General features: G+C 65.7%; 13 protein-coding genes. 8 read left to right on the forward strand and 5 right to left on the reverse strand.

The genetic code is table 11. The features are described 5' to 3' along the window. The first annotated feature begins 155 nt into the window (after positions 1-155). The 5 genes from ACGGKE_RS16890 to ACGGKE_RS16910 are packed head-to-tail and all read left to right on the forward strand — an operon-like array spanning position 156 to position 3520. Positions 156-749, forward strand: a complete 594-nt coding sequence (locus tag ACGGKE_RS16890; protein ID WP_394442465.1) for an SRPBCC family protein — start codon at positions 156-158, stop codon at positions 747-749. Beyond that, a complete protein-coding gene (locus ACGGKE_RS16895) occupies positions 749-1942 on the forward strand; it encodes a zinc-dependent alcohol dehydrogenase (protein ID WP_394442468.1) in 1194 nt (397 codons plus the stop codon). Before ACGGKE_RS16890 ends, ACGGKE_RS16895 begins: the two co-directional genes overlap by 1 nt. 23 nt (positions 1943-1965) lie before the next feature. After that, on the forward strand, positions 1966-2565 hold the full coding sequence (locus ACGGKE_RS16900; protein WP_394442471.1) for a DUF4142 domain-containing protein: 600 nt from the start codon (positions 1966-1968) through the stop codon (positions 2563-2565). An 8-nt stretch (positions 2566-2573) separates the two neighbouring features. Next, positions 2574-3365, forward strand: coding sequence for an SDR family NAD(P)-dependent oxidoreductase (locus ACGGKE_RS16905; protein WP_394442475.1), 792 nt, complete (start codon positions 2574-2576; stop codon positions 3363-3365). A 2-nt stretch (positions 3366-3367) separates the two neighbouring features. Next, positions 3368-3520, forward strand: a complete 153-nt coding sequence (locus tag ACGGKE_RS16910) for a hypothetical protein (protein ID WP_394442478.1) — start codon at positions 3368-3370, stop codon at positions 3518-3520. A gap of 32 nt (positions 3521-3552) precedes the next feature. Here the strand turns inward: ACGGKE_RS16910 and ACGGKE_RS16915 are convergent, their stop codons facing one another. Beyond that, positions 3553-4032: a MarR family winged helix-turn-helix transcriptional regulator gene (locus ACGGKE_RS16915; protein ID WP_394442481.1), complete on the reverse strand. Its 480-nt coding sequence runs from the start codon at positions 4030-4032 to the stop codon at positions 3553-3555. A gap of 72 nt (positions 4033-4104) precedes the next feature. Between ACGGKE_RS16915 and hmgA the strand changes: the two genes are divergently transcribed. Continuing rightward, positions 4105-5445 carry a homogentisate 1,2-dioxygenase gene (hmgA, locus tag ACGGKE_RS16920; RefSeq protein WP_394442484.1) on the forward strand — a complete coding sequence of 447 codons (1341 nt, stop codon included), beginning with the start codon at positions 4105-4107 and terminating at the stop codon, positions 5443-5445. Then, entirely contained in the window at positions 5442-6734 is a 1293-nt protein-coding gene (gene fahA, locus ACGGKE_RS16925) for a fumarylacetoacetase (protein ID WP_394442487.1), read from the forward strand. Before hmgA ends, fahA begins: the two co-directional genes overlap by 4 nt. Before the next feature lie 138 nt (positions 6735-6872). Here the strand turns inward: fahA and ACGGKE_RS16930 are convergent, their stop codons facing one another. From ACGGKE_RS16930 to ACGGKE_RS16945, 4 genes are read right to left on the reverse strand one after another with little or no spacing between them, the layout of a single operon-like run. Then, positions 6873-7565: a YoaK family protein gene (locus tag ACGGKE_RS16930; RefSeq protein ID WP_394442490.1), complete on the reverse strand. Its 693-nt coding sequence runs from the start codon at positions 7563-7565 to the stop codon at positions 6873-6875. 2 nt (positions 7566-7567) lie between these two features. Next, positions 7568-9493, reverse strand: coding sequence for an amidohydrolase (locus tag ACGGKE_RS16935; protein WP_394442493.1), 1926 nt, complete (start codon positions 9491-9493; stop codon positions 7568-7570). A gap of 60 nt (positions 9494-9553) precedes the next feature. Then, the gene (locus ACGGKE_RS16940; RefSeq protein WP_394442495.1) at positions 9554-10393 is read right to left on the reverse strand and encodes an alpha/beta fold hydrolase; all 840 of its coding nucleotides are present in this window, start codon (positions 10391-10393) and stop codon (positions 9554-9556) included. A 51-nt stretch (positions 10394-10444) separates the two neighbouring features. Further along, on the reverse strand, positions 10445-11104 hold the full coding sequence (locus ACGGKE_RS16945; RefSeq protein ID WP_394442498.1) for a hydrolase: 660 nt from the start codon (positions 11102-11104) through the stop codon (positions 10445-10447). A 241-nt stretch (positions 11105-11345) separates the two neighbouring features. Between ACGGKE_RS16945 and ACGGKE_RS16950 the strand changes: the two genes are divergently transcribed. Further along, a complete protein-coding gene (locus ACGGKE_RS16950; protein WP_394442501.1) occupies positions 11346-12242 on the forward strand; it encodes a LysR family transcriptional regulator in 897 nt (298 codons plus the stop codon). The last annotated feature ends 3 nt before the right edge of the window (positions 12243-12245 follow it).

A 12245-nucleotide genomic window follows, 5' to 3' on the forward strand; every position in this document is an offset into this window, starting at 1 on the left:
ACGACTTGGCCGCCGGGGATTTCCGATCGGCGCCGCGCAAATCCCACTGACGCATGTTAGCTGCCCTTCGTTTTACCGCATCCTGGCGCATGGGCAGGGAACAGGCTTTCGCCTCAACCGCTTGGCAGGGACATTTCGCAGCAAGGGAGCCAGATATGGGCACCGGCCTCACACGCACACAGGAGCAGGATGCGCCGATCACCACGTCCAAGGACAGGGATCGGTCGAACATCGCGGCGGCGCAGCTGGACGCGGCCAAGGGCGACACGCTGGTCGGCAAGACCGTGACGATCAATCGTCCGCGTCAACATCTCTATGATTATTGGCGCACGCTGGAGCAGCTGCCCGCCTTCATGGAGAATGTGGAGCGGATCGAGCCGCTGGGCGGCAACCGCTATCGCTGGACGGTGAAGGCGCCGGCTGGCCGCACCGTCGAATGGGTGGCGGTCATCACCGAGGAAAAGCCCGGCGAAGCGATCGGCTGGACGTCGGAGGAGGATGCCGATGTCGCCAATAGCGGCCGCGTCGAATTTCGCGACGCGCCGGGCGGCCGCGGCACATGGGTCACTGCGACCCTGCTCTACGATCCGCCCGCCGGCATCGTGGGCAAGGTGATCGCCAAGCTGTTCCAGCGCGAACCGGCGATCCAGGTTCGCCGCGATCTTCGCCGCTTCAAGCAACTGATGGAAACGGGGGAGGTGGCGACCGGCGCCTGGACCCAGGCGCAACGGGCCGAGGAGATGAATTGATGCGCGCACTGACATGGCATGGCAAGCATGACGTCCGGGTCGACAGCGTGCCCGATCCCGAAATCCTGAACCCGCGCGATGCGATCATCCGCATCACCTCCACCGCCATTTGCGGGTCCGACCTGCATCTCTATGACGGCTATATCCCGTCGATGAAGGCGGGCGACATATTGGGCCATGAATTCATGGGCGAAGTGGTGGAAACGGGCTCCGGCTCCACCCTGCGCAAGGGGCAGCGCGTGGTCGTGCCATTCACCATTTCCTGCGGCGCCTGCTTCCATTGTTCGAAACATCAATATTCCGCCTGCGACAATGGGTTGCCCGCCGACAATCAGGACATCGCCCAGGCCGCCTATGGCCAGCCCATGGCCGGGCTCTTCGGCTACAGCCACATGACCGGCGGCTATGCCGGGGGGCAGGCCGAATATGTGCGCGTGCCTTTCTCCGACGTCGGGCCGATCGTCATCCCCGACGGGGTGGAGGACGACAAGGTATTGTTCCTCTCGGACATCCTGCCCACCGGATGGCAGGCGGCCGAATATGCGCAGATCGAACCGGGCGACACGGTGGCGGTCTGGGGCTGCGGTCCGGTCGGGCTGTTCGCCGTCCAGTCCGCCTTTCTCATGGGCGCCGAACGCGTGATCGCGATCGACCATTTTCCGCATCGGCTCGACCTCGCCAGGCGTTTCGGCGCGGAGACGATCAATTTCGAGGAGACCAGGACCTATGAGGCGCTGCTGGAAATGACCGGCGGCATCGGGCCGGACGCCTGTATCGACGCGGTGGGCCTGGAAGCGCACGGCTTCTTCGCCGACAATGTCTGGGACCAGATCAAGGTTTCGACCTTCACCGGCACCGATCGCACCCATTCCATCCGCCAGGCGATCCTCGCCTGCCGCAAGGGCGGGCGCGTGTCCATGCCCGCCGTCTATGGCGGCTTCGTCGACAAATTCCCGCTCGGCGCGTTCATGGAAAAGGGGCTGACGCTCAAGACCGGCCAGACCCATGTGCAGCATTATATGCCCGCCCTGCTCAACGCGATCATGGAAGGAAAGATCGACACCACCTTCCTCATTTCGCACCGCATGCCGCTCGAGCAGGCGCCCGAAGGCTATCGCATGTTCCACGACAAGCAGAATGAAGTGACCAAGATTGTGCTGAAACCCGGCATGGATTTGCCCCAGGCCGCCTGAAAGAGAGAAAGAGGAGAAGCAGGATGAAGATGATGCCCCTGGCGCTGGCGCTGCCGGCCCTTGCGCTGGCCGCCTGCCAGCAACAGCCCGCCAACGAAGCCGCCGCCGACAATGGCGCGATGATGGGCGGCAACGACATGATGATGGCCGGCAACAATGCCAGCGCGATGGCGCCGGCCGCTCCGGCTGCCGCGCCCACCGATGCCGCCGGCTATATCGCCCAGGCTGGCGCCGGCGACCTGTTCGAAATCGAATCCTCCAAGGTGGCGCTCGAAAAGAGCCAGACCAAGGCGGTGCGCGATTTCGCCCAGATGATGATCGACCAGCATCAGAAATCGACCGCCGACGTCAAGGCCGCGGCGCAGAAGGCGGGCCTCACCGTGCCGCCGCCCAAGCTGATGCCCAATCAGCAGCAGATGCTGGACGAGATCAAGGCGGCCGATGCGGCAAGCATCGACAGCGTCTATCTCCGGCATCAGCGGACCGCGCATGAAGCGGCGCTCGCCCTGCATCAGGGCTATGCCCGCGACGGCGACACGCCTGCCCTCAAGCAGACCGCCGGCGCCATCGCCCCCGTGGTGCAGGAGCATATCGACCATCTCGCCAGCATGCCCTCGGCGTGAGGCGGGACATGAGGCCCCTTGCGATCGTCACCGGCGCATCGACCGGCATCGGCTTTGAACTGGCGCATATCGCGGCGCGGGAAGGCTATGACCTTCTCGTCGTCGCGGACGAACCGCTGATCGACGCCGCCGCCGACGATCTGCGCCGCCATGGCGGCGACGTCCGATCGGTCGAGGCTGACCTTGCCACGCTGGACGGCGTTGACCAGCTGCTGGCGGCGGCGGGCAACCGCCCCGTCGACCTGCTCTGCGCCAATGCCGGCACCGGCACGGGTCATGCCTTCCTGGAACAGGATGTCGCCCTGTGGCGGCGATCGATCGACACCAACATCACCGGCACCGTCTATCTGCTGCAAAAGCTGTTGCGGGCGATGGTGGCGCGCAACGCGGGCAAGGTGCTCATCACCGGGTCGATCGCCGGCTTCATCCCGGGCAGCTTCAACGCGGTCTACAACAGCACCAAATCCTTCATCAACAATTTCGCCGACGCGATCCGCGACGAGCTGAAGGATGCGGATGGCGTGACCATCACCACGCTGATGCCCGGCGCGACCGATACCGAATTCTTCGCTCGCGCCGGCATGCTCGATACCGATGTCGGCACGCGCGAGAAGGCGGACCCGGCGAAGGTGGCGCAGGATGGCTGGGACGCGCTGATGAAAGGGGAGGCGCATATCGTCTCCGGCTGGAAAAACAAGCTTCAGGCGGCCGCCGCTCATGTGACGCCGGCAGCGATCCTGGCGCAGCAGCATCGGGCCATGGCGGAGCCTGGCACGGCCGATCCGGAAAAGGAGGATTAACGATGTCGGAAAAGAAAGTGACCGATGGCGACATGGCCAGCACGCCGAACGGGCCGATGGGCGACACGCTCCCCGGCCATGAAAAGGCCGATCCCCGCACCTCGGCGGCCATCCGCCCGAGGATGTGGAGGACCGGCCCAATGTCGGCCAGGTGAAGCCCGAGGATTATCCCGATCAGGCTTGAGCCTCAGCCTTGCGGTGAAGAGGGCGCGGCCGCCGCTGCGCCCTCCAGCAATATCGCGTCGATCTGGCGCAGCATCGCGTCGAACTGCGCGATCTCGGCAGCGCTGAAGCGGCTGAAAATCTGCTTCTCCAGCGCCAGCGCCTTGGGCACGATAGCGCTGTAGAGCGCCTTGCCCTCGGCGCTCAGCGTCAACAGATGCGACCGCTGGTCCGCCTCATGGGGCCGCCGCTCCAGCAGCGCGCGCGCGATCAGGCTGGCGGCCGCGCGACTCACCGTCACCTTGTCCATCCGCGTCTTGAGCCCGATCGCCTGCTGCGTCACGCCCTGCGGGCTTTCGGCGACCACGGCGATCACCCGCCATTCGGCAATCCGCAGCCCGAACGCCTGCTCATAGGCGCTCGCCACCGTCTCGCTTACCAGATTGGTGGTGAAGGACAGGCGGTAGGGCAGGAAATCGTCGAGCCGCAGGGAGTGCTTGGTCATGGCCGATAGTATCATTTGACACCAGTTGCGCAACGGCTATGCTGGTTGCAAATGAAACTATAGGAGAGGGCGATGCCGCGCTTGTCTGCCCAGGAGGATGGCGGCGACCCGCCGGCGATGATGCCCGGCTTCGCCAATCATTTCGTGACGGAGGCTGTGGCCGGCGCTGTGCCGGTCGGCCGCAACTCGCCCCAGTCCACGCCCTTCGGCCTCTATGCCGAACAGCTGTCCGGCACGGCCTTCACCGCGCCGCGTGCGGACAATCGCCGCAGCTGGCTTTATCGCCTTCGCCCGACCGCCCAGCATCGCGCCTATGCCCCCTATGCCGGAGCGCCTCGTCTCGCCACTGCGCCCTTCACCGACCTGCCGCCCTCTCCCAACCGGCTGCGCTGGGACCCTTTGCCCATGCCGCAGGACCCAACGGATTTCCTCGACGGGCTCGTGACTTATGGCGGTAATGGCGATGTCGCCGCATCTGTCGGCTTCGCTGTCCATCTCTATGCCTGCAACCGGCCGATGGAGCGCCGCGTGTTCTTCAACGCCGATGGCGAGATGCTCATCGTGCCGCAGCAGGGAACGCTGCGCCTTATCACCGAAATGGGCAGGATCGACCTCGCGCCGCAGCAGGTCGCGCTGGTCCCGCGCGGCGTCCGCTTCCGCGTCGCGTCGCAGGAAGGCGAGGCGCGCGGCTATGTCTGCGAAAACTACGGCGCCCCCTTTCGCTTGCCCGAACTCGGGCCGATCGGCGCCAACGGGCTCGCCAATGTCCGCGATTTCGAAACGCCAGTCGCCTGGTTCGAGGATGTCGACCAGCCGGTTGAACTGATCCAGAAATTCCAGGGCGGCCTTTGGTCGACCAGCCTGCCGCACTCGCCCTTCGATGTCGTCGGCTGGCACGGCAATCTCGCGCCCTGCCGCTATGACCTGCGCCGCTTCAACACGATCAACACGGTCAGCTACGACCATCCCGATCCCTCCATCTTCACCGTGCTGACCAGCCCCAGCGATACGCCCGGCCTCGCCAATTGCGACTTCGTCATCTTCCCGCCGCGCTGGATGGTGGCGGAGGACACGTTCCGCCCGCCCTGGTTCCACCGCAACGTCATGAGCGAGTTTATGGGCCTGATTACCGGCGTCTATGATGCCAAGGCCGGCGGCTTCGCGCCCGGCGGCGCCTCGCTGCACAACCAGATGGCGAGCCACGGTCCCGATCGCGCCAGCTATGACGCCGCGATCGCTGCGCCGCTCGCTCCGCACAAGATCGACGCCACCATGGCCTTCATGTTCGAAGGCCGCTTGCCCCTGCGTCCCACGCGCTTCGCTGCCGAAGCGGACTTCGCGCAACGGGATTATGACGAATGCTGGTCGGGCTTCCGCAAGGCGCGCCTGCCCGACAGAGAGGACAAGGCATGACCCTGACGGACGAAACCCACGCGATCGACCTGACCTGCTGGGTCGAGGGCGCAGATAGCCATCCGGACTTTCCGGTGCAGAACCTGCCGCTGGGCATCTTCTCGCCGCCGCGGGCTGGGCCGCGCCCCGGCGTCGCGATCGGTGACTGGATCCTCGACCTTGGCGCCATTGCCGATCATCTGCCCGACGCCGTGCGCCCGATGCTCAGCGAAGATCGTCTCAATCGGCTGCTCGCTTTGCCGTCCGCCGATCGGCGCGCGCTGCGCCAGAGCCTCTCGGGCCTGCTCTGCGACCCGACGGCGCAACCGGCGCTGTCGCCCGCGCTGCACCGCGCCGATGATTGCACCCTGCATCTGCCCGCGCGGATCGGCGACTATAGCGACTTCTATGTCGGCATCCATCACGCGACCAATGTCGGCACGCTCTTCCGCCCCGACAATCCGCTGCTGCCCAATTACAAATATGTGCCGATCGGCTATCATGGCCGCGCCTCCTCGGTGCGCCCGTCCGGCATCGCGGTCGTTCGCCCCAGCGGCCAGTCCAGGGCGCCCGATGCTACCGAACCCCGTTTCGGCCCGACCGCGCGTCTCGATTATGAACTGGAACTGGGTGTTTGGATCGGGGAGGGCAATGCCCTAGGCGATCCTGTCCCGATCGATCGGGCGGCGGATCATATCGCCGGCTTCTGCCTGCTCAACGACTGGTCCGCGCGGGACTTCCAGGCATGGGAATATGTGCCGCTCGGCCCCTTCCTCGCCAAGAGCTTCCATTCGACCATATCGCCCTGGGTGGTGACGCCTGAAGCGCTGGCGCCCTTCCGCATGCCCCAGCCGCCACGCGCCCAAGGCGATCCCCCGCCTTTGCCCTATCTGTTCGACCCGCAGGACCAGGCGCAGGGCGCTCTGGCCGTCGATCTTGGCGTCTTCCTGTCGACCGCGCGCATGCGCGAGGCCGGCCTGCCGCCGTTCCGCCTCAGCACCGGCACGGCCACCGCCATGTATTGGACCGCCGCGCAGATCGTCACGCACCATGCTTCCAATGGCTGCAATCTGAACCCCGGCGATCTGCTCGGCACCGGCACGCTCTCGGGTTCCGATCGCGATTCGCTGGGCAGCCTGCTGGAAATAACGCGTGGCGGTGAGGCGCCGGTGGACCTGCCATCGGGCGAGCGCCGCACATTCCTGGAGGATGGCGATGAGGTGAGCCTGGACGCGCGCGCCCATCGCGACGGCTTCGCCTCGATCGGCTTTGGCGAATGCCGCGCGCGCATCGTGCCGGCGCGCGCATGAGAAAATGGCCCCGCCAGCGATAAGCCGGCGGAGCCGAGGTTCAGGGAGGGTCACTCCAAAGGGGGAGGGAGTGACTGATGAGACAATAGCCAATGGTCATGAATGTTCCATGACTGAAGGCGCATGACCTCTTAGCCGTCACGCTCCGACCGGATCGCCCGCCGACGGGTGCGCCATGCAGGCCAGCGTTCCGGCCAGCACCAGCCCGCCCGCCAAGAGCAGCGGCGTCACCAGGCCGCCACGCATCACCAGCGCAGCCCCGACGGCTGCGCCAAGGCCGATGGCGACGACGCTGCCGACGCGTCGTCCCCAATTGGGATTGCCCCCGCCCGCCAGCCGTGAATCCGCGGCCAGGCCCGTGATCGTCAGCGTCAGCACCGTGGTCGTCAGGTCCGGCACCTTGAGCTGTCGGATCGTCGCATTGCGAAATCCCATGGCGATCGCGGTCAGCGCGATGATCGCATATAGCCGCCCATCCGGTGACGGCAACGCGGGATCAAAGCTAATCGCCACGGCCGCCGCGATCCAGAGCAGCCCCGCCTCCACCAGCGCCGCGACCAGCAGCCAACGGCGCATCGGCAGCCCTTCATGGCCCTTGCCGACCCGTCCAGCGACCAGCGCGCCGGCCATGAAGGCCAGGATCGCCACGACGTAGGAAAGCGGCGCGAACCCCGGGGTGCCTGCGGCGGCGAAGCCTAGGAACACGATGTTGCCGGTCATGTTGGCGGTAAATACCTTGCCAAGCCCCAGCACGCTGATCGCATCGACCAGGCCGGTTGAGACCGACAGCAGCAGGAGCAGCCAGGGGAGCGGGGTTGCCGGGCGCGTCATCGTCACACTGCCCAGCAGCCGCAGCCGAGCGCGCCCCAGAAGCTCTGGACATCGGCTGCCGGCACATCCGCTCCCAGCGCTGCGGCATGGTCATGGCCATGGACGCCGCAGGCGGAATGACACCCGCAGGCCGACGCCATCGTCTGCGCGGTCTCGCCCCGCCGATAAGTGCCGCCAAAGGTCGCCACCGGCGACCATTCGGGCATCGGCTTGGGTGCTGCCGGCGCGATCGGCGCATAATCGCCCTCGCCATAGACGATCTTGCCGCCCAGCAGGGTCAGGACCGATCGCAGATGTGCGATCGCTTCTTCGGGCACGGCGAAATAATCGTCGGACAGCAGCGCCAGGTCGGCCAGTTGCCCGGCCTTGATCTGCCCCTTCTTGCCGACCTCGTTGGAAAACCACGTATTCTTCTCGGTCCACAGCCGCAGCGCGGTCTCGCGATCCAGCCGATTGCGCACCGGATATAGCGCTAGCCCGCCGACCGTCTTCGACGTCACCAGCCAGCTGAGCGACACCCAGGGATTATAGCTGGCGACTCGCGTCGCGTCGGTGCCTGCGCCCACCGGCACGCCGGCGTCCATCATCCGCATGATCGGCGGGGTCGCCTCGGCCGCCTTGGCCCCGTAGCGCTCGACAAAATATTCACCCTGGAACGCCATGCGGTGCTGCACCGCTATGCCGCCGCCCAGCGCGGCGATCCGGTCGATATTGCGTTCGCTGATCGTCTCGGCATGGTCGAAGAACCAGTTGAGGCCGGTCAGCGGGATGTCGCGATGGACTTTTTCGAACACGTCCAGCGCGCGGCCGATCGTTTGGTCATAGGTGGCGTGCAGCCGCCAGGGCCAGCGCCGCTCGGCGAGCAGGCGGATCACCGGTTCCAGATCGCCTTCCATCTGCGGCGGCATGTCGGGGCGGGCGACGCGGAAATCCTCGAAATCGGCGGCCGAATAGACCAGCATCTCGCCCGCGCCATTGAGACGATAAGTATCGTCGCCGTCCCCCGGCTTGATCTGCGTCGACCAGGTGGCGAAGTCCTTCAGCTCTTCCTTCGGCTTTTGCGTGAAGAGATTATAGGCGATGCGCAATGTCAGCTCGCCATCCTTGTGCAGCTTGTCGATGACGGCATAGTCATCGGGATAATTTTGCGAGCCTCCGCCCGCATCGATCACGCTGGTGACGCCCAGGCTGTTGAGCTCGCGCATGAAATGCTTGGTGCTGTTCAATTGATAGTCCGGCGGCAGCTTGGGCCCCTTGGCCAGCGTCGCATACAGGATCGTCGCATTGGGCTGCGCCAGCAGCAGGCCGGTAGGACTGCCCTGCGCATCGCGGACGATCTCGCCGCCCGGCGGATTGGGCGTATCCTTGCCATAGCCGACCGCGCGCAGCGCCGCCGCGTTCAGCAAGGCGCGATCATAGAGGTGCAGGATGAACACCGGCGTTTCGGGCGCCGCGGCGTTGATCTCGTCCAGCGTCGGCAGCCGCTTTTCGGCGAACTGATGCTCGGTAAAGCCGCCGACCACGCGCACCCATTGCGGCGGCGGCGTATTTTCCGCCTGACGCTTCAGCATCGCCATGGCCTCGACCAGGCTCGGCACGCCTTCCCAGCGCAGCTCCATATTATAGTTGAGTCCGCCGCGAATCACATGGATGTGGCTGTCGATCAGGCCAGGGATCGCTCGCCGACCCTTGGCGTCGATCACCTGCGCGTCCGGCGCGGCGGCGGCGCGCACCGCCGCTTCGGATCCGACCATCAGGAATTTGCCGTCGCGGATGGCGACGGCCTGCGCCACCGGATTTTCCCGGTCCAGCGTCGTCACCTTGGCGTTGATGAGGATCAGGTCCTTTGGCGGCATGGCAAAACTCTCCGAAGCGGTGAGGAAAGCGGTGGTGGCGGCGCTGGCGAGCGCTTGGCGGCGTGTGATCATGGGGCTGGCTCCGTCGGGCGGGCAAGGGGGGAGCGCGGTCGCGCCGGCTCCCCGCCACGCTCAGCTCTGGATGAAGGCGAGGATGTCGGCGTTCAGCACGTCGGCATTCACCGTCAGCATCCCGTGCGAATAGTCCTCGTAGATCTTCAGCGTCGCGTCGGGCAGGATCTCCGCCTGCAGCACGCCCGCATTCTTGTAGGGCACGACCTGGTCGTCGTCGCCATGCAGGACCAGCGTCGGCACGGTCATTGCCTTCAGGTCATCGGTCTGGTCGGTTTCGGAAAAGGCCTTGATGCCGTGATAATGGGCCAGCGCGCTACCCATCATGCCCTGCCGCCACCAATTGTCGATCACCCCCGGCTTCACGTCCGCGCCCTCGCGATTGAAGCCGTAGAAGGGCCCGGCCGCGACGTCGCGGAAGAATTGCGCGCGGTTGGCCGCCAGCGCCGCGCGGAAGCCGTCGAAAACCTCGATCGGTAGGCCGCCGGGATAGCGGTCGGTTTTCACCATGATCGGCGGCACCGCGCTCACCAACACCGCCTTGGCGACGCGCCCCTGCGGAATGCCGTGACGTGCGACATAGGCCGCCACTTCGCCGCCGCCGGTCGAATGGCCGATATGGATGGCGTTGCGCAGGTCCAGCTGCTCGGCGACCGCGGCCGCGTCGGCGGCATAATGCGCCATGTCATGGCCGGCATCGACCTGAGCGGAGCGGCCATGGCCGCGACGGTCATGGGCGACGACGCGATAGCCCTTCGACAGGAAGAACAGCATCTGCGCGTCCCAGTCGTCCGACGACAGCGGCCAGCCATGGTGGAACATGATCGGCTGGGCATCCTTGCTGCCCCAGTCCTTGTAGAAGATGTCAACGCCGTCCTTGGTGGTGATGAAGTTGCTCATGAGAAAAGTCCTTCGGCCTCGAAAACATGGGATAAGGGACGGGATATCGGATCAGTGTCCGCCCTCGGCGGCGTTGAACATGCTCTTGGCGTAGGTGATGCCCAGGCCATAGGCGCCGCCCCACTGACGCGCGATGCCGGTGGTGAGGTCATAGGTGTCGCCTCGCGCCCAGTCGCGCTGCAGTTCCAGCAGATATTGCAGGGCGGTGATCGGGCGCGCGCCCGCCTGGATCATGCGAGTGACGGCGCGCTCATGCGCTTCTTCCGAAATGTCGCCGCTGGCATCCGTGATGACATAGACCTCGAAACCCTGCCCCAGCGCCGACAGCACCGGGCCGACGATGCACACGCTGGTCCACAGGCCCGCAAAGACCAGGCGATCCTTGCCGATGCGATTGACCTCGTCGATGACCGCGGCATCCTCCCATGTGTTCATGCTGGTGCGGTCCAGCATCGGCTGGCCCGGGAAGGCGTCCGTGACTTCGCTGAACATCGGGCCGGAAAAGCTCTTTTCGGCGACGGTGGTCAGGATGGTGGGAACCTGGAAGCCGGCGGCGGCATTGGCCACCAGCGCGGCATTGTTGCGCAGCAGTTCGGGCGCGATGGACTTGGTGGCGAAGGCCATTTGCGACTGGAAATCGATCAGCACCAGCGCATGGTCGGCGGGCGAAAGCAGCGCCTTGGCGGGCGTCGGGGTGGCGGTGATGGACATGGGTACACTCCTTCCTGAACCTTGTTCGCCCAGCCATCTGGGCTGATGAAACGTGTAAGCCGACATGATTATGCGAAAACAGACACATAAGATTGTGGAATATGTTCTAGAAAATCGAACAGATATGATTTTGTCATTCCCGCGACCGGGAGCGTGAATATCATGAAAATGGCCGGTGTCTCATCGCGAAACGACGCCGCGCGCCATTGTCAGCGCGCCTGCGCTTTGCGATGCATGATGCATGATCGACCCCCGCGCCCTGCGCATGTTCCTGGCGGTGTGCCGCGCCAATTCCATCAGCGGCGGCGCGCGCCTGCTCAACATTTCGCAGCCGTCCGTCTCCAGCGCGATCGCGCAGCTGGAACAGGCGGTGGGCGCGCAGCTCTTCGCCCGATCGCGCACCGGCATCAGCCTGACGGCGGAAGGCGAAATGCTGCTGCGCCGCGCGGAAACCGTCGACAGCGTGCTGCGGGAGGCGGAGGAGGAAATGCGGCTCGCGCGCAAGGGCGTTACCGGGCCGTTGCGGGTCGGCGGCACGCCGGGCGCTCTCGTCAGCCTGCTGCCTGCCGCGGTGCGGCAGCTGGAGGACCGGGTCGGCCGCTTCACCCTTCATGTCGTGGAGCGCGCGGACCATGATCTGGCGACCCTGTTGCGCAATGGCGAGATCGAGCTCGCCTTCGTCACCACGGGAATCGAGGCGCCGCCGGACGATCTGGAGGAAATGACCTGCTCGCAGGATCCCTTCGCTCTGATCGTGGGCCGCCGCAACGATCATCTGCCTTCCGAATTGTCGTTGCGCGACATGGGCGCGATGCGCTGGGTCCTGCCCGAAGCGCGGGGCGCTTTCCGGCGGCAGATCGACGCGCTCTTCATGGCGGCCGACGTGCCGGTGCCGCAGGACGCGATACGCTGCGACTCGCTGCTGACGACCAAGGCGATCGTGCGGGGCAGTGGCCGCGTCACCATCCTGCCGATGCAGGTCGCCTCCGCCGAATTGTCGATCGGCGTGCTGCGCGCGATCAGCATCCGCGAATCCGTCTTTCCCCGCAGCATCGGGGTCAGGCGCATGGCCGGCGGCCGGTTGACGCGCCTGGGCGAAGCGCTGCTGGAAACCTTGATCCATAGTTCCAGCCTATGATGT

The sequence above is a fragment of the Sphingobium naphthae genome (genome assembly GCF_043589935.1).
Lineage (GTDB): Bacteria > Pseudomonadota > Alphaproteobacteria > Sphingomonadales > Sphingomonadaceae > Sphingobium > Sphingobium naphthae_A.